Annotated in this window: 19 protein-coding genes; 7 read left to right on the top strand and 12 right to left on the bottom strand. The window is 64.5% G+C overall.

What is annotated here, in order from left to right:
* Positions 1 to 505 (top strand): DUF2147 domain-containing protein (locus AC1DW2_RS34460; RefSeq protein ID WP_477008214.1); only part of this gene is annotated, 505 nt, incomplete at its 5' end.
* Between the two features lie 179 nt (positions 506 to 684).
* Positions 685 to 1,041 carry a hypothetical protein gene (locus AC1DW2_RS34455; protein ID WP_477008213.1) on the top strand — a complete coding sequence of 119 codons (357 nt, stop codon included), beginning with the start codon at positions 685 to 687 and terminating at the stop codon, positions 1,039 to 1,041.
* 142 nt (positions 1,042 to 1,183) lie between these two features.
* Here the strand turns inward: AC1DW2_RS34455 and AC1DW2_RS34450 are convergent, their stop codons facing one another.
* Positions 1,184 to 1,588 carry a (R)-mandelonitrile lyase gene (locus AC1DW2_RS34450; RefSeq protein WP_014495201.1) on the bottom strand — a complete coding sequence of 135 codons (405 nt, stop codon included), beginning with the start codon at positions 1,586 to 1,588 and terminating at the stop codon, positions 1,184 to 1,186.
* A gap of 18 nt (positions 1,589 to 1,606) precedes the next feature.
* The gene (locus AC1DW2_RS34445; protein ID WP_008129640.1) at positions 1,607 to 2,305 is read right to left on the bottom strand and encodes a ribonuclease activity regulator RraA; all 699 of its coding nucleotides are present in this window, start codon (positions 2,303 to 2,305) and stop codon (positions 1,607 to 1,609) included.
* Between the two features lie 258 nt (positions 2,306 to 2,563).
* Here AC1DW2_RS34445 and pxpB point away from each other — a divergent pair, with 258 nt between their 5' ends.
* The 3 genes from pxpB to AC1DW2_RS34430 are packed head-to-tail and all read left to right on the top strand — an operon-like array spanning position 2,564 to position 5,132.
* Positions 2,564 to 3,295, top strand: coding sequence for a 5-oxoprolinase subunit PxpB (gene pxpB, locus AC1DW2_RS34440; RefSeq protein WP_477008212.1), 732 nt, complete (start codon positions 2,564 to 2,566; stop codon positions 3,293 to 3,295).
* On the top strand, positions 3,292 to 4,329 hold the full coding sequence (locus tag AC1DW2_RS34435; RefSeq protein WP_477008211.1) for a 5-oxoprolinase subunit C family protein: 1,038 nt from the start codon (positions 3,292 to 3,294) through the stop codon (positions 4,327 to 4,329). Before pxpB ends, AC1DW2_RS34435 begins: the two co-directional genes overlap by 4 nt.
* Positions 4,330 to 4,361: 32 nt before the next feature.
* A complete protein-coding gene (locus AC1DW2_RS34430) occupies positions 4,362 to 5,132 on the top strand; it encodes a LamB/YcsF family protein (RefSeq protein ID WP_135213662.1) in 771 nt (256 codons plus the stop codon).
* Here the strand turns inward: AC1DW2_RS34430 and AC1DW2_RS34425 are convergent, their stop codons facing one another.
* The 5 genes from AC1DW2_RS34425 to AC1DW2_RS34405 all read right to left on the bottom strand — a co-directional run bounded on the left by AC1DW2_RS34425 (position 5,133) and on the right by AC1DW2_RS34405 (position 11,085).
* A complete protein-coding gene (locus AC1DW2_RS34425) occupies positions 5,133 to 5,285 on the bottom strand; it encodes a hypothetical protein (RefSeq protein WP_014495196.1) in 153 nt (50 codons plus the stop codon).
* Between the two features lie 330 nt (positions 5,286 to 5,615).
* Positions 5,616 to 7,223, bottom strand: coding sequence for a sulfite reductase subunit alpha (locus AC1DW2_RS34420; protein ID WP_477008210.1), 1,608 nt, complete (start codon positions 7,221 to 7,223; stop codon positions 5,616 to 5,618).
* Positions 7,220 to 9,001, bottom strand: coding sequence for a NirA family protein (locus tag AC1DW2_RS34415; RefSeq protein ID WP_477008209.1), 1,782 nt, complete (start codon positions 8,999 to 9,001; stop codon positions 7,220 to 7,222). The genes AC1DW2_RS34420 and AC1DW2_RS34415 overlap by 4 nt, the downstream gene beginning before the upstream one ends.
* Positions 9,002 to 9,334: 333 nt before the next feature.
* On the bottom strand, positions 9,335 to 10,498 hold the full coding sequence (locus AC1DW2_RS34410; protein WP_166096613.1) for a CmpA/NrtA family ABC transporter substrate-binding protein: 1,164 nt from the start codon (positions 10,496 to 10,498) through the stop codon (positions 9,335 to 9,337).
* A complete protein-coding gene (locus tag AC1DW2_RS34405; RefSeq protein ID WP_027536156.1) occupies positions 10,495 to 11,085 on the bottom strand; it encodes an ANTAR domain-containing response regulator in 591 nt (196 codons plus the stop codon). The genes AC1DW2_RS34410 and AC1DW2_RS34405 overlap by 4 nt, the downstream gene beginning before the upstream one ends.
* 111 nt (positions 11,086 to 11,196) lie before the next feature.
* Here AC1DW2_RS34405 and rimO point away from each other — a divergent pair, with 111 nt between their 5' ends.
* The gene (gene rimO / locus AC1DW2_RS34400) at positions 11,197 to 12,522 is read left to right on the top strand and encodes a 30S ribosomal protein S12 methylthiotransferase RimO (RefSeq protein WP_477008208.1); all 1,326 of its coding nucleotides are present in this window, start codon (positions 11,197 to 11,199) and stop codon (positions 12,520 to 12,522) included.
* Between the two features lie 203 nt (positions 12,523 to 12,725).
* Here the strand turns inward: rimO and AC1DW2_RS34395 are convergent, their stop codons facing one another.
* From AC1DW2_RS34395 to AC1DW2_RS34375, 5 genes are all read right to left on the bottom strand, one after another.
* The gene (locus AC1DW2_RS34395) at positions 12,726 to 12,851 is read right to left on the bottom strand and encodes a hypothetical protein (RefSeq protein WP_477008217.1); all 126 of its coding nucleotides are present in this window, start codon (positions 12,849 to 12,851) and stop codon (positions 12,726 to 12,728) included.
* Entirely contained in the window at positions 12,848 to 13,267 is a 420-nt protein-coding gene (locus AC1DW2_RS34390) for a carboxymuconolactone decarboxylase family protein (protein ID WP_014495189.1), read from the bottom strand. Before AC1DW2_RS34390 ends, AC1DW2_RS34395 begins: the two co-directional genes overlap by 4 nt.
* Positions 13,200 to 13,631, bottom strand: coding sequence for a MerR family transcriptional regulator (locus AC1DW2_RS34385; protein ID WP_071913796.1), 432 nt, complete (start codon positions 13,629 to 13,631; stop codon positions 13,200 to 13,202). The genes AC1DW2_RS34390 and AC1DW2_RS34385 overlap by 68 nt, the downstream gene beginning before the upstream one ends.
* Before the next feature lie 142 nt (positions 13,632 to 13,773).
* Positions 13,774 to 14,541, bottom strand: coding sequence for an SH3 domain-containing protein (locus AC1DW2_RS34380; protein WP_477008207.1), 768 nt, complete (start codon positions 14,539 to 14,541; stop codon positions 13,774 to 13,776).
* 42 nt (positions 14,542 to 14,583) lie between these two features.
* A complete protein-coding gene (locus tag AC1DW2_RS34375; RefSeq protein ID WP_225048847.1) occupies positions 14,584 to 15,534 on the bottom strand; it encodes a hypothetical protein in 951 nt (316 codons plus the stop codon).
* A gap of 115 nt (positions 15,535 to 15,649) precedes the next feature.
* On the opposite strand from AC1DW2_RS34375, the gene AC1DW2_RS34370 reads away from it, so the two are divergent.
* Entirely contained in the window at positions 15,650 to 16,807 is a 1,158-nt protein-coding gene (locus AC1DW2_RS34370; protein WP_477008206.1) for a tetratricopeptide repeat protein, read from the top strand.
* Positions 16,808 to 17,035: the final 228 nt, after the last annotated feature.

Genomic DNA, 17,035 nt, shown 5'->3' with positions numbered 1-17,035 from the left:
GCCGCCACCTGCACCGCCTCCGGCGCCCGCTCCGGTCGAGCAGCAGGCAGCGCCCGCCGTGGCGCCGCCGCCGGCCCCGACTGTGGCTGCTGCCCCCCCGGCGCCGCCTCCTGCGCCTGCCCCGTCACCCGCACCTGTTCAGGCCGCCGCCGTCGCTCCCCCGGCTCCCGCAGCCGCGCCCGCGCGCGATCTCAATTCACCGCTCGGCATCTGGCTCACCGAGGAAAAGGAAGGCAAGGTCCGCATCGAGCAATGCGGCAACAATCTCTGCGGCTATTCGGTCGACAGCAAATCGAACCAGAACGGCGAACAGGTCCTCATCAACATGAAACCCGCCAAGGACCAGAACAAGGATCAGAAATGGTCCGGCCGCATCCTCGATCCCAACTCCGGCTCGACCTACGATTCCACGATCGCGATGAAGGGCACCGACCGCCTGCGCGTGCAGGGCTGCGCCTTCGGCGGCATGTTCTGCGGCGGCCAGACCTGGACGCGCGTGAACTGAGTCCGACTTCGACGTTCGAACCGAGACAAGGGGCCCGCGATCCGGGCCCCTTTGCTTTTGTCCGCGATCTCTTTGCGGAGTGCGCCACCTCACGGAGCCCTTGCGCACGTGACAGCCCTCACATCGCGGGTTCCGCGCTCATGCCACGATCCCCCCATGGTCAACCAACGGGGCGTGTCATGAACGGGTTTTGCAAAGGTCTCTTCGCCAGCATTGTCGCCATCGCCGTCCCGCTGACGCAGGCGGGCGCGGCGACCTCCACCTTCGACGGCGCATGGAATGTCCGCATCGCATCTTCGAGCGAGACCTGCGGTAACGGCGCAACGGTCTCGATCGGCATCAGCAACGGTCAGATCGCATCGAGCAGCGCTGTGGTTTCAGCATCCGGCCGCGTGGCCGATGCCGGCAGCATCAACGTCACCTTGAGCACCGGGATCAAACGCGCCGTCGGCTTCGGCCGGCTCAGCGGCGCTTCAGGCTTCGGCACATGGCGCGGCCCCCTGTGCACGGGCACGTGGACCGCGGAACGGATGTGATTTGCTGCGTCCCGGACGCGCTGCAACGCGCAGCGTTGCTGCGCTGAGCCGGGACCTAAGGGCACTTGCTTTGAGGAAGCTTGCGGGCCCCGGATCAGCAACGCCGCGCTTACGCGCTGCATTGCATCCGGGGCACGAGAGATTAGCCCAGCGCCGCGCCGTACTCCGCGTCGGTCACCGGCTCCAGCCAGGTCGAATAGACGCCGTCGAGCGCCTCCTGCATGGCGATGTGGCACATGCTGTTGTTGGGCGAGGCGCCGTGCCAGTGCAGTTCACCCGGCGGAATCCAGACGGTGTCACCGGGACGGATCTCCTTGACAGGCCCACCCTTGGTCTGGACGCGGCCGACGCCGGAAATCACGTAGAGCGTCTGCCCAAGCGGATGGTGGTGCCAGTTGGTACGCGCGCCCGGCTCAAAGGTGACGCGCGAGCAGTTCAGCCGCGCCGGCGCCGGGGCCATGATCACGGGGTCCTGCAACACGGTGCCCGTAAAATTTTCCTTGGGCGCGCGGCGGGTCGGCCGCGTGCCTGCGACGGTGATTTCCATGGGATACCTCGTTTCCTGTTACTTCTTGCTGGCGGCGTAGCGCGCCTTGGTTTCGGCGTTCATGGGATAGAGGCCCGGCAACACCGCGCCGTTGTTCACCTCGTTGACGATCCAGGCTTCCATGCGCTCCTGCTCGACGCCCTCATTGAGCACGTGATCGAGCATCGCCTGCGGGATCAGCACGCAGCCGTCCTGGTCGGCGACCACGATGTCGTTCGGGAACACCGCAACGCCGCCGCAGCCGATCGGCTCGCCCCAGCCGACGAAGGTGAGGCCTGCAACCGACGGCGGCGCGGCATAGCCGTCGCACCATACCGGAAGATTGGTGCCGAGCACGCCCTCGACGTCACGCACCACGCCGTCGGTGACGAGCGCAGTGACGCCGCGTTTCATCATGCGCGCGCAAAGAATGTCGCCGAAAATGCCGGCATCGGTGATGCCCATGGCATCGACCACGGCGATGCAGCCGTCCGGCATCGCCTCGATCGCGGTGCGGGTCGAGATCGGCGAGGACCAGGATTCCGGCGTCGCCAGATCCTCGCGCGCCGGCACGAAGCGCAGCGTGAAGGCGGGCCCGACCAGGCGCGGCAGGCCCGGACGCAGCGGACGCGCGCCGCGCATCCACACGTTGCGCAGGCCCTTCTTCAGCAGGACCGTGGTGATGGTGGCAGTGGTGATGCCGGCGAGGGTCTTGCGGGCTTCGGGGGACAGCGACATGGACGAGAACGAGCTCCGGATGGGCGGGAAAGAACGCGCGCATCTTGCGAGCCGCAGCCCTTGCGTCAAGGGCCAAAGAGCCAGCAAGAACGCAGGGCCGCTGGGCTGTTATGCGACGCGATAACAACGCTTTATCGTTTCCCCTTGCATTAATTTATTGGACTTGCGGGCGCATTTACGCGAAGCAAGGAAAAGCGGAACTCAAGGCTGAGCCCGCATTTCCTGAGAAGCCCGATTTCGACAGCCCTTCGACAGCTCATGGCCGCGACGCTTCCCCCGCCCCGCCTTCTGCCCAGTGGCGACAGCGCCGTCACGGTCGAATTCAGCCGCACCATCGATGATGCCGCCAACGAGCGCGTGCTCGCGCTGGACAAGGCGCTCGCAGCAAGCCCCATCGACGGCATCACCGAGACCGTGCCGACCTATCGCTCGCTGCTGGTGCATTACGATCCCAGCAAGATCGGCTTCGACGCGCTCGGCGAAAAGCTGCTCGCGCTCGCCAGCCAGCCGCTGCCGCCGGCCACGAAGGCGCGGCGCTGGCGCATTCCCGTCGCCTATGGCGGCGAGCACGGCATCGACCTCGAGGATGTCGCCAAGGCGCTGAACACCACGCCCGACGACATCGTCGCCCGTCACGTCGCCGGCGACTACCGTGTCGCCATGATCGGTTTCACCCCGGGCTGGTCCTATCTCAGCGGCCTCGACAAATCCCTGCACATGTCGCGGCGGCAGAGCCCGCGGCTGTTCACGCCCGCCGGCACGATCTCGATCGGCGGCATCCAGGCCGGAATCCAGTGCCTGGCCGCGCCAAGCGGCTGGCACCTGCTCGGCCGCACGCCGGTCAGAACCTATCAACTCCACCGGAATCCGACCTTTCTCACCGAACCCGGTGATCGCGTGACGTTTTTTGCCATCGACCACAAGACCTTCGAGGAACAGGATCGCGCCGCCGAGGCTGGCGAGATCATCGCCGAGCAGGTGGTCGCATGAGCCGGCTCGTGATCGCCAGCATCGGTCCCGCAAGCTCCGTTCAGGACGGCGGCCGCCACGGTGCGCAGCGCTACGGCTTGACGGTCAGCGGGGCGATGGACCGTCTGTCGCTCGCGGCCGCGAACACGCTGGTCGGCAACGAGCCGTTCGCGGCCGTGGTCGAGATCGGCCCGTTCGGCGCCACGTTCACCGCCAAAGACGGCGCCGTGCGCGTCGCGATATCAGGCGCGCCGCGCAATGCGGACGTCGCTGGTAAGCCGGTGGCCGTGGACACGTCAGTGACGCTCAAGGACGGCGAGACGCTGACGCTGGGCTTTGCCCGCGGCGGCGCGTTCACTTATCTGGCGATCGAAGGCGGGATCAAAGGCGAACTGGTGTTCGGCAGCCTTGCGGTGAACGCCCGCGCGGGCCTCGGCAGCCCCTACCCGCGCCCGCTGCAGGCCGGCGATGAATTCGCAGTCGATGCCGCAAGCGGCGCGCCCGAGCTGCGCATCGAGCTGCCGAAGCCTGCAACAGGCCCGATCCGCGTCCTGCTGGGCCCRCAGGACGACGAGTTCGACGACGCCAACAAGGCGCTGTTCCTCGATAGCGAGTGGAAGATCTCGGCGACCTCCGACCGCATGGGCTACCGGCTCGAGGGCCCGGCGATCAAGCATCTGCATGGCCACAACATCGTCTCCGACGGTACCGTCAACGGCAGCATCCAGGTCCCCGGCAACGGCTCGCCGATCGCGCTGATGATGGATCGCGGCACGTCCGGCGGCTATCCGAAGATCGCAACCGTGATCACGGCCGATGTCGGCCGCCTCGCGCAGACCTCGGCGGGAACCGCGTTCCGCTTCCTCGAGGTCACCATGGCCGAGGCGCAGGAGGAGGCGCGCAAGTTCGCGCAACTCATCCGCAACCTGCCCGATCGCCTGCGCTCTTCCGATACCGTCGAGCTGAACATCGAGGCGCTCAGCGATGCTAATGTCGCGGGCTATGCGGTGAGCGCCATGGATGCCGGGACCTGGCAGGTCACGGCGGAGCCGTAAGCGACAAGACGACCAGAGGCGGAGAGCACCCCATGAAGACGATCGATCTCAATTGCGACCTCGGCGAAGGTTTTGGCGCGTGGGAGATGGGCAACGATGCCGCGATGATCGACCTTGCCAGCTCGGTCAACGTCGCCTGCGGCTTCCATGCCGGCGACCCCGACATCATGCGCCGGACGGTCGAGCTGGCGAAGGCGCGCGGCGTCTCGGTCGGCGCCCATCCCGGCTATCGCGATCTGCACGGTTTCGGCCGGCATCCGATCGCGGGCCTGAAAGCCTCCGAGATCGAGAACCTCGTCGCCTACCAGATCGGCGCGTTGCAGGCGATCGCGACCGCAGCCGGCCACAAGGTGACGCATGTAAAGGCGCATGGCGCGCTCTCCAACGTCGCCTGCGAGGATGACATGACGGCCAAGGCGATCGCCGCCGGCATTAGGGCGGTCGACCCGAGCCTGATCTTCGTCGTGCTCGCCAATTCGAAGCTGGTGAAGGCCGGCGAAGACGCCAATCTGCCGATGGTGCACGAGGTGTTCGCCGACCGCGCCTATGAGGACGACGGCAACCTCGTCTCGCGCAAGAAGCCCGGCGCGGTGCTGCACGATGCCAAGGCGATCGCCGATCGCGTGGTGCGCATGGTGCAGGACGGCGCGGTGGTCTCGGTGACAGGCAAGGTGATCAAGATGCGCACGGACACGGTGTGCATCCACGGTGACACGCACGGCGCCGTCGAGATCGCGCGCACGCTGCGTCAGGCGTTGAAGGATGCGGGGATCGAGGTCGCGCCGTTCAAGCGCGGGGCGTAATCAGAACGGGTGCACCGAGAGCGTGCCGAACACGATGGCGGCGATGACCGCGAAGGCGCTGTAGAGCCCAACGTGGTGCATGCTCGCCCCGGTCCGACGCGAGAGCGAGCGCGCGTAGAAGTGCAGCCTGGCTTCCGCCGATAGTTCGCGCATGGTCGATCTCCAACGCCCCATTTGCGGGAGTATGAAGGATCAACCCTGGCGGGAGGCAAGATGGCGGCGAAAATAGCGATGGAGGTCCTCTGAAGGCGCCCCGTCGCAGGCGCAAATTCTCTGCACCCGAGGGTTCCGAGAATCTTATTCGCTAAGATCCGAGCCAGCTGGAACCGGCCCGGATGACGGTGGGATGACAGTCGGGCGAAGGCATTCAGCCCCCTCCAAACAAAATTGTCGAAAACAACCCCATGCACAGTAGAAACGGCCCAGCGGCGCGACGCCCGGCGGTTGCGCCGCCGGGACGATTTGCGCTGATCGGCTCGCGCCTTAGTAGACGTCAGCCTGGAAGCGGCCCGTCTTCTTGAGCTCGGCGACAAAACTGACGGCCTCATCCGTCGAACGCGCCCCGAACTGCGCGACGATGTCGACCAGTGCGCGCTCGACGTCCTTGGCCATGCGCTTGGCATCGCCGCAGATGTAGAGATGCGCGCCTTCGGCGAGCCAGGTCCACACCTCGCGGCCGACCTCACGCATGCGATCCTGCACGTAGAACTTCTTCTCGCCGTCGCGCGACCAGGCCAGCGACATGCGCGTCAGCAGCCCCGAGGTCTTCATCGCGTTGAGCTCTTCCTGGTAGAAGAAATCGCAATCGCTGCGCTGGTGGCCGAAGAACAGCCAGTTTTTGCCGGGCGCGCCGGTCGCCTTGCGATCGAGCAGGAAGGCGCGGAACGGCGCGATGCCGGTGCCGGGGCCGATCATGATGACAGGCGTCTTCGGATCCTGCGGCAGGCCGAAACCATGTGCCTTCTGCACATAGACCTTGAGCTTTTCGCCTTCGGCGATGCGTTCGCCGAGGAAGGTCGAGGCCACGCCGATCCGCTTGCGCTTGCCGATGACGTAACGCACGGAGTCCACCGTCAGCGACAGTTTTCCGGGCGTCGCATTGTGCGAGGACGAGATCGAATAGAGCCGCGGCTGGAGCGGCTCCAGCGCCTCGACGAAGGCCTCCGGATGCGGCCGCGTGCCCGAAAACTTCTGGAGCGCCGCCATGACATCGAGCGTGGCGGCGTCACCATCGGGATCCTCGCCCTGTGCCAGCGCCCGCGCCTTCTCGCGCTGCGCGCCGCCGGTGATGAAGGAGATCAGCTCGAACAGCGTGTCGGGCGCCGGCGACAGCGAGACGTCGTCGATCAGCACCTCACGCAGCGTCTTGCCGTTGACCTTGGTGGTGTGGGAGGCGCCGAGCAGCGCGATGATCTGATCGACGAGGCCGACCTCATTGCGTGCGAACACGCCGAAGCTGTCGCCGACGACATAGTCGAGCTTGCTCTCCGCGAGATCGAACTCGACGTGATAGGTCTCTTTCTCCGACTTCCCCTTGTTGAGCAGGCGCCGCGACAGGAATGTCGCCGCGATCGGATTGTCGCGCGAGCGGCCGGGCTCGGCGATCGTCACCGTCACGGCCGGCGCCGCCACCGCATCCACCTTGTCGGCCGCCTTGGCCGCCGGCGCCTTGTCCAGCTCCTCGTACAGCGACTTCAGCATCCGCGTGGTTTCCTTGCCGCCGGGGACGCAGAGATTGAGCCGTGCTTCGCTACGGCCCGCGATCGCCTCCGAATAGTCGTGGCAATTGTAGCCGCACTGCCCGCAATCCTGCTGCGCCATCGCGGCCATCATCTTGCGGCGCACGGGACGGCCTTCGGCGAGCTTCATCCGGTCCGCAATCGGCATGGTCTGGTCGTGCCATGGCGCTTCACCGTCGTCGCCGTCGCCGGCTTGCATGACGGCTGCGCCCTGCTCCGCCGACAGCGGCGTGGCCACATCAGGCGACAGCAGCCCGGCGAAGAAGCCGTTGAGCCAGGAGCGCTGCGCGTCGGAGAACGGCGCGCTGGCGGGAATGATGTCGAGTTTCGGCGGAGGCGTGATCTGGTTCATGCGGACACCTGTGCATCGGCAAGCTTGCGCAGCGTTTCGCCGTCATGGCGGCGCGCAAAGGACAGGAAGGTCTCGTCGGGCGACGAGCGGTGGGCGATATAGGCCTTGAGCAGTCCCTCGACCGTCTTCGGCGCGTCCTCGGCCTTGAGGTCGTGATAAACCTCCTGCCCGACATCCGCATCGGGACCGAACCCGCCGCCGGTGAAGAGGTGATAGCCGTCAACCGTGTCTTCGTCGTTGATCGGCACGCGCGCTCCGATCAGGCCGATGTCGCTGATGTAGTGCTGCGCGCAGGAATGATGGCAGCCGGTGACGTGGATGTTGACCGGCTTGTCCATGGCGACGCGCGGCTCGCACCAGTCGCCGATCTCGGCGGCATTGCGCTTGGTATTGGAAGCCGCGAAACGGCAGCCGGCACTGCCGGTGCAGGCGATCAGGCCGGCGCGGATGTGCGAGGCCTCGACCGCGAGCCCGATCTGCTTGATCGCTGCAATGGCGAGTTCGACATTCTCGTCGCGCACGCCCGATATCAGCAGGTTCTGCCAGACGGTCAGGCGGATCTCGCCGTCGCCGAGGTCCTGCGCCACTTTGGCCAAACCCCGCATCTGATCGCAGCTGATCTTGCCGAGCGTCAGCGAGACGCCGATCCAGTTCAAGCCGTCCTGCTTCTGCTTGTGCACGCCGATATGCGCCATGCGGTCCGCGGCTGGCCGCGGCGCAAACGCCTCTTCCGGCACGCGCGTGAACGGCGTCTTCAGCCGCTCCTCGACGAGTTTAAGGAAACCGTCGTGGCCCATGGCATCGAGCACGTATTTCAAACGCGCCTTGTTGCGGTTGGTGCGGTCACCGTGATCGATGAACACGCGCACGATGGCGTCGGCGACGGCGGTGGCCTGCTCCGGCTTGACGATGATGTTGGAGTATTTTGCAAAGTCCTTGTGGCCGGTGATGCCGCCGAGGCCGAGGCGAAACCAGATTCCGGGCTCTACACCAAAACCGTCCTTCACCTCATAGGCCGTGAAGGCGATGTCGTTGGTCTCTTCCAGCACCGCGATCTTGCCGGCGCCGTCGAAGGCGACGTTGAACTTGCGCGGCAGCCCGTAGAGCGAGCGATCGTTGAGGATGTGGTAGTGCCACTCCCGCGCATAGGGGCGCGTGTCGATCAGCTCCTGCGGATCGATGCCGGCGGTCGGCGTTCCCGTCACGTTGCGGATGTTGTCGGCGCCAGAGCCGCGCGAGCACAGGCCGAGGTCCTGGATGCCCTCGATCAGCCTGATCGCATTCTTCGGCGGGATCTCGCGGAGCTGGAGATTGGCGCGCGTCGTGACGTGACTATAGGGACCGCAGAGATCGTCGGCGAGATCGGCAAGGCCGGACAGCTGCCAGTGCTTCATGATGCCGTTCGGGATGCGCAGCCGGCACATGTAGGAGTCCTGCGTCGGCGCGACGTAGAAGATGCCGTAGTAGCGCCAGCGGAAATTGTCCGCAGGGCTCGGCGGCGTGTTGTCGAGCGCCTGCTGCCGCAGTCGCGGATAGGCATCGAACGGATGCTCGTCGCGCTTGAACTTCTCCTGGTCGGCGAGCTTCTTGCCGGCTGCGATGACCTTGTCCTGCGCCTTGATGTGGACGGCGTCGGGGCCGGTGGGCTCGGCATTGGCCTTGCCGGCGCTGCCGCCGAGACCGCGACCGACCCGGCTGATCTGCAAACCGGTCGTGAAGCCTTCGAGATAGCGTTTCTGCTCGTCGGAGAAGTCGACTGAGAGCGTATCGATTTTCATGGTCGGTAACGAAGCTCCTGCGGCCACCGGGTGGCATCGACGGAAAATTGCGCGACCCGCGAGGAACTCGGCTGGCTCAAGAAGCCGGCTGCGCACCCAACGGTCCGGTCAGCTTCGTTGCTGCGGGACTCGGCTCAGCAGGCGTCTGTGACAAGCTGGCCGCACTGCAACATACAAGTTGCGTGCCAGCTTCGATGAAATGAAAATTGCTTTGATTTCAGATGGATACAGACGAGCCCGGAAAATCGCGGTCCGGAACTCTCATGAAATTCGAGCAGGCGGCCCAAAATTTAGCCGATGATCTCTTCCGCCCAAAAACGATGCAGGACCGAATCAGGCCTTCCAGCGTCCGACCTCAAAGGCCTCCAGATGCCCGCGGATGTTGCCGGGATCGAAGGCCGGGCCCGCAAATGCCCCGAACGCCGCGGGGGCTTCAGCGGGCGATTGCTGACCGAGGGCTGCGTCGTAGAGGTCGGGCCTGAACACGGCCATCGCCGTCTTGACGCCGTCAGGCGTCAACGCCGTTTGCCCCCAGCGCACCATCTGCGCATAGAGCCAGGCCGCCTGAACCGGATCGGGGCGCCCTGCCCCTTCGCGTCCAACCAGGAGGTAGCGACCGCTCTCGCGGAGGGTGCCGTCGGGAGAAATCTTCAGGCGCCCGGTGAGGGTTCGCTGGATGACTTCGGCATCGACGCCGATCCGTTCCGGCTGCGCCAGGATCCGCGCCGCCTCAGACAGGTTCGCGGGGTTCTCGATGAACTCGGCGCCCTTCACGGCCGCGCGCACCAGCGCTGCCACCACATCCGGATGCTTGTCGGCCCAGACCTGGCGAACCGCCAGCACCTTCTCAGCCGCGCGCACGAGAATGTCGGAGACGAAATGCAGGATGTGGCCGATGCCGAGATCGACCGCGACCGAATTCCAGGGCGCGCCGACGCAGAACGCATCGACATGGCCATTGGCGAGGCTATCGACCATGTAGGGCGGCGGCAGTACCACGAGGCGCACATCCTCATCCGGATCGACGCCGGCCGCCGCCATCCAGAACCGGAGCTGGTAATTGTGGGTCGAGAACGGGAAGGTCATGCCGAAGGTCAGCGGATCGGCACCTAGCTTGCGACGCTTCGCGACGACCTTCGCCAGCGCTTTCGCCGTGACAAGCGGATCGAAGCGGTCACCGTCGATCTCCTCCATCAGCGCGGCATGGAGCGCCGGCGAGACCGTGATCGCGTTGCCGTTGATACCGAGGTTGAAGGGCGCCGCGATCGGCACCTTGACGTGGCCAAGCCCGAGCGAGGACGCGATCGCCACCGGCGCCAGCAGGTGCGCGGCGTCGAACAGGCCGATATTGAGCTTGTCGCGCACGTTGGACCAGGAGACCTCGCGCACCAGCTCGACCTCGAGTCCCTCGGCGGCGGCAAAGCCCTTGTCGACGGCGACGATCAGGGCGGCGGCGTCGACCAGCGGGATGAACCCGATGCGGAGGGGACCGGTCATTTCAGCATCTCCGACGCGGTGATGATCGACTGCGCGATCTCGCCGATTTTCTTCTTCTCGCGCATCGCCGTGGAGCGCAGCAGCACGTAGGCCTCGTCCTCGGTGAGGCCCTTGACCTTCATCAAAATTCCCTTGGCCTTCTCGATGATCTTGCGGTCCTCGAGCTGCGACTTGGTGCGCTCCAGCTCCTCCTGGAGTTTTGCGAAGGCGTTGAAGCGGGACACGCAGAGGTCGAGGATCGGCTTGATGCGTTCCTTCTTCAGCCCGTCGACGATGTAGGCGGAGACCCCCGCTTCCACGGAGGCCTGGATCGAGGATGAATCACTCTGGTCGACGAACATGGCGATCGGCCGCTTCACGGCGCGGCTGACCTGGAACATCGCCTCCAGCACGTCGCGACTGGGGTTCTCCAGATCGATCAGGATGATATCAGGGTCCACCGCATAAATACGGGCAAGCAGGCTCTGCATCTCGCGGATATGGACGATCTGCGTGAATCCGGCCTCGCGCAACCCCTCCTCGAGGATCGCAGCCCGGATCGGGCTTTCGTCGACAATCACGATTTTAGGCGACTGTTCGGCGCTCATGTCCCACTCACGTCAAGCGATTCATCCATAGCATGCCGGAGGGCGATGCAAAGGGTTGTAATTATGGGCAATTGGGACTAGCTCAGGCCTGTCAATCAGGCAGATTTGGATATGGATCAGACGGCTGCGCCCAAGGTCAGCTTCGTGTCGCTCGGGTGTCCCAAGGCATTGGTGGATTCCGAGCGCATCATCACGCGCCTGCGCGCCGAGGGCTACGAGCTCGCTCGCAAGCATGACGGGGCCGACATCGTCATCGTCAATACGTGCGGCTTCCTCGACAGTGCCAAGCAGGAATCGCTTTCGGCGATCGGCGAGGCCATGGCCGAGAACGGCAAGGTGATCGTGACCGGTTGCATGGGCGCGGAACCCGAGCAGATCGAGCAAGCCTATCCCGGCGTGCTCTCCATCACCGGCCCGCAGCAATATGAGAGCGTGCTGGACGCCGTGCACCGTGCGCTGCCGCCCGCCCACAATCCGCATCTCGATTTGGTGCCGCCGCAGGGCATCAAGCTGACGCMGCGCCACTACGCTTACTTGAAGATCTCCGAGGGCTGCAACAACCGCTGCACCTTCTGCATCATCCCGAAGCTGCGCGGCGATCTCGTCTCGCGTCCGGCCAACGACGTGCTGCGCGAGGCCGAGCGCCTCGTCGGCGCCGGCGTCAAGGAGCTGCTGGTGATCTCGCAGGACACCTCGGCCTACGGCGTCGATCTCAAATATGCCGAGAGCCCGTGGAAGGATCGCCAGGTCCGCGCCAAATTCCTAGACCTCGCGCGCGAGCTCGGCGCGCTCGGCGCATGGGTCCGGCTGCAATATGTCTACCCCTACCCGCATGTCGACGAGGTCATCGCGCTGATGAACGAGGGCAAGGTGCTGCCCTATCTCGACATCCCGTTCCAGCATGCAAGCCCCGAGGTGCTGAAGGCGATGAAGCGCCCCGCAGCGCAGGACAAGACGCTGGCGCGGATCAAGCGCTGGCGCGAGGAATGTCCCGATCTCGCTTTGCGTTCGACCTTCATCGTCGGCTTCCCCGGCGAGACCGATGCCGATTTCGCCTATCTGCTCGATTGGCTGGATGAGGCCGAGATCGATCGCCTCGGCTGCTTCAAATACGAGCCGGTTGCCGGTGCGACGTCGAATGCGATCGAGAACCCCGTGCCCGAAGAGATCAAGCAGGAGCGCTACAACGCGCTGATGGCCCGCCAGCAGAAGATCTCCGCGCGCCGGCTGAAGCGCAAGGTCGGCACGCGCCAGCAGATCATCATCGACGAGGTCGGCCCGACGGTTTCAAAAGGCCGCTCCAAGGCCGACGCGCCGGAGATTGACGGCGCGGTCTATCTCTCCAGCCGCCGCCCGTTGCGCGTCGGCGAGATCGTCACCGCGAAGATCGAGCGCGCCGACCAATACGACCTGCACGGCAGCGTCGCGGGGTTCTGACGGCGCCAACGATCGCACCTCTCTTGCGGGTCGCTGCAACCGGATATGAAGAAGGTCGTCATGCCCGGGCTTGTCCCGGGCATCCACGYTCTTCGTGCCACTGGGCAATGCGTGGATGGCCGGGACAGGCCCGGCCATGACGCTGTGGAAGCCTCTGTGCCTCAAGCTTGCAGGGAGCAGACCGTCGCTGGGCTACAGCTCCGTCAAACCAGCCATTTCGGCACCCAGCGCTCCGGGCGTCGGGCGCGGGCGAGATCGGCCTGGGCTTCGGTCAGCTTGGCGGGCTCGCCGTCGATGGTCGGGCGCACATAGTATTCGAAGTTCGTCACGTCGCTTCTCCCGACGCCTGCCGTCCGTCATGCGCGGAAAACACCTCCTTGGCTGCGAACAGCCCGTTCACCGCCGCCGGGAAGCCCGCATAGACGGCCATCTGCATGATGATCTCCACGATCTCGTCGCGAGACAGCCCGACGTTCAGACCCGCCTCGATATGCACTTTGAGCTGAGGCGCGGCATTTCCGAGCGCCGTCAGCGCGGCGATCGTCGCGATCTCTCGATCGCGCAGGCCGAGGTCCGGGCGGCTGTAAATGTCGCCGAAGGGAAACTCGATCACGTATCGTGCGAAATCCGGAGCGATGTCGGCGAGTGAGGCGACGACCTTTTCGCCGGCTCTGCCGTCAATGCGTGACAGGGCCCGCTGGCCGCGATCGAAGCGGCTTTCGGCTTGTGTTTGGGCGTGCGTCATTTTCCTTCGTCCTCTGTTCATCGCCGGCATAACCGGAGATCTTGGTATCAAGGACGAGCAGGCATTCCTGGAGTTCGGCAATCTGCGTGCGAACCTGTTCCCGGTGAATTTCCAGCATCTGCCGCCGGGCTGGCCCGGTGGCATCGCCTTCATCACGAAGCGCCGCATAACGCAACATGTCCCGGATCGGCATTCCCGTGGTCTTGAGCCGACCGAGGAATGCGATCCATGTGAGGATCGATGCGTCAAAGTCACGCTGGCCGGAACGATCCCGGTCTGCGTATGGCAGCAGCCCGACGCGCTCATAATAACGCAACGTGTGCGTCGACAAGCCGGTTCGTTTTGCGAGGTCGCCGATCTTCATGTGTGCCCGTTCTCGTACTGACGCACGTACAGATACCCCTTCGAGCGCACTCTAAGTCAAGGGGGATCGCAAGGGGGATCGAAGGTGCCGTTCCCGCGAGGTCAAGATGGCACGACAGCAGAAGAATACCGGTTCGACGCGACTAGTCGCCGGCAAAAAAGATCCCCTCGATGTCTTCCGCTTGCTGACCTCCGGCCAGACTGACCCAACCAGTCAGTCCATTCTTGTTCCGAACGAGGAAATGGTAGCGCTCGGACGAGTCCTCCTCTCGTCGGTCGCTTGCGACGAGCACCTCAACGAACTCACCCTTCGGAATGGTGCCGACCGCATTCGTCGCAGCCTTATCGAAATAGAACGTCAAGTCATGCAGCTTCTTTGACTTGAGGCCGACGTAATGAAACGGCTGGTTAACCTCCTTCAACCGGTCGTCGTCAAGGCAGTACTTGCGTCGATGGTCGAACATCGTATTGACGTGACCGGAGGCGTAGACGCAACCGTCGCCGGGTATCTCGAATCGGAGGCCTTCGATCTGGTCTTGATAGAGATCGCCCGCGCCTCCAATCAGGTTAAATACGCAATTGTAGTCGCCACTACCGCCGGAGCTGCAGACAACCAGGAAGTACCTCTCCGACCGAAGGCGAAGCTTCGTTTCAAAAACGTAGGTGAGAATAACGCCGCCAGCATCGGCCTCATCGCTGTTTTTCTTTTCGTCCGGTGTGATCACGTGAGGCCGCGTGAGCGCGGGATCGGTAGCCAGCACGATCGGAAGGTCGGCAACGGCGCTTTCCACGAGCTCGGTTTGCGCGTCTGCGGCCGAGGCCGTTGACATCAGCAGGATCGCGACAATCAACCGGTGACAAAGGCCGCGCATCAGCGAACTACCCCGACGAGAAGCTAATTCAATCAGCAACCTGATTGCACGGCTCCGTGACGGGATTCTGACGGTGTTCCGTCACGCCAGCCATTTCGGCACCCAGCGCTCCGGCCTTGGTGCGCGCGCGAGATCGGCCTTTGCTTCGGAGAGCTGCGCCGGCTCGCCGCCGATGATCGGACGCACATCGTATTCGAAGTTCGGCATGACGCGGCCGTCGACATAGAGGCCGAATTTCATCGCGTGCCACAGCCCGAGCTCGGGCTGTGCCTTGCGCATCTCCTCGCGCAGATCGCGCAGCAGCGATTCGATCGAGGCGGCCTCCTCGAACGGCTGCGGGCCGAGGGTCAGGACGCGGGCCTCGTACTGCTTGCCGACGATCGCGACCTCGAAGCGGGTCTTGTCCCAGGGCTTCTTGCCCTTGGGCAGATGCGCGGCGAGCCGCCAGCCGAGCTCGGCCATCAAGCGATGATTGGCCCAATAGTCTTCGCGATCCCGGCTCCATTTTTCCACGAAGCCGCGAAAGTCGGGAAGCTCCGCGGCGCCGTCGTCACATGCCGCCTTGTCGCCGATCGGCTGCCCGGCAAGCCATTTCGCGAGCTCGTCGGTCTGGCACTCGACCTCGTCATGCGGCTTGAGATCACTCCAGGCCTTGTCGAATTGCTGCGACGTCAGCTTCGCCAGCAAGCCGTCGAGGCTCGGCGCGAGCAGCTCGTAGTCGCCCTCGGAGCCTAGCCCCACGATCGGCGGATTGTCGCGATCAAGACCCGCGCCATACCAGCCGCCGACGGCCGAGCCATCCGGCAGACGCATGAACAGTGAAAACCTGTCGCGCAAGGGACTGCCGTCGAAGATCGGCGCCTGATCGGAGAACTGGCCTTGCAGGGAGAAACGGCCGACGCTGCCCCACGGGCGCCCGTTCAGCCAATCGGCAAAGTCGACCAGCAGGGATGGCGCCTCGATGCCCGGCGGAAACGCGCCGCGAATGCTGTCGAGGTCGATCGGGTAAGGCGTATCGGACAAGGTCTTCAAACTATCTGGTTGGTCCCGCCTTCTTGGTCTGATCCGTGATGCATTCGGTTCGAACCAAGTCGCGTCCTTCGATCACAAACGCGCTAGAGGCGCAATGGTTTCGATGTGGAAAACAATGAAACACACTGAAACGTCAAGGATTCTCTCCAAGCTGTCTGCGATCGGCATCGCAATGGCCGTGTTCGCCCTGTCCGCCCCCGCCACCGCGCGATCGCCGTCAGCCGCGCAGGCACGCCAATGGTGCTATGGCGACGACGACGGGGGAAACGAGGATCAGCGCATCGCCGGCTGCTCGGCCGTGCTCAAGGCCGATCCCTCGAATGTGCGGGCGCTGGCCAATCGCGGCGAGATGTTTCGGCGAAAAGGCGACACGGAGCGTGCCCTGACGGACTTCAACCGTGCCATCGATCTCGATCCGAAAGACGCCGACCTCTGGTACAATCGCGGCATCGCCCATGACGATCTCGGCGACACCGACCACGCCATTGCCAACTACACGCGCGCCATTCGGCTGAATTCCCGCGACGCGCTCTACTACAACAACCGCGGCAATTCCCACATCCACAAGAACGACTACGAGCATGCGATGGCCGACTACGATCAGGCCATCAAGCTCGACCCTAAATTTGCGCTGGCCTATTTCAATCGCGGCACTGCCTATCGCAACCATGGCGACGACGCTCGCGCACTGGCGGATTTCGATCTCTCGATCAAGCTCGACCCGAATTACGGCCCGGCCTACGGCAACCGCGCACGCGTCTTCCGCGACCGCGGCGACCGTGCGCGTGCGCTGGCCGACTTCGCAAAATCGCTTCAGCTCAGTCCGAACAACGATCGCGATTTCTTTGCGCGCGCGAACATGTATTTCGACACCCACGACTATGCGCAGGCGCTGGAGGATTACGATCGCTCGATCAAGGCCAATGCGAGCTATCCGGGCGTGTTCAATTCGCGTTGCATGACGCGTGCGATCCTTGGCCGCCTGCAGGAGGCGCTGGCCGATTGCGAGCAGTCGCTGCGGATGGCTCCCAACGAACCCTATACGCTGGACAGCCGCGCCCTCACGCATCTGAAGCTCGGCAATCTCGACGCGGCGATTGCGGATTACGACGCGGCGCTGAGCGCAAAGCCTGAGCTCGACGGCTCCCTCTACGGCCGTGGACTGGCGAAGCGAAAGAAGGGCGACAGCGAAGGCGCTGAGCAAGACATCGCGGCCGCCAAGGCAATCAACGCCGGCATCGCGGACAGTTTTGCGCGCTACGGCGTTCAGTGACGTGCTCCCATCCCGCCGATGCACGCCGGACGGGTATTCTTCAAAACGCCCGCTTGACAAGCCCTGCCCTTCGGCTGTAGGGACCCGCCCATGATCAACGCTCGGACCCATCAGCGCACCGAAATGCTCCGCCGTCGCTTCCGCGACGAGGAGAGGGTGCGCCATGTCCGACGACGCCGCTGAACCACTGAATTCAGCCGAGTTTTCGAGAAAGGCCGCACCCGCAAG

The organism is Bradyrhizobium sp. P3_C3 (assembly GCF_056402655.1).
Note: the sequence above shows the minus strand (reverse complement) of the source record. Positions and strands in the feature narration are given on the sequence as shown.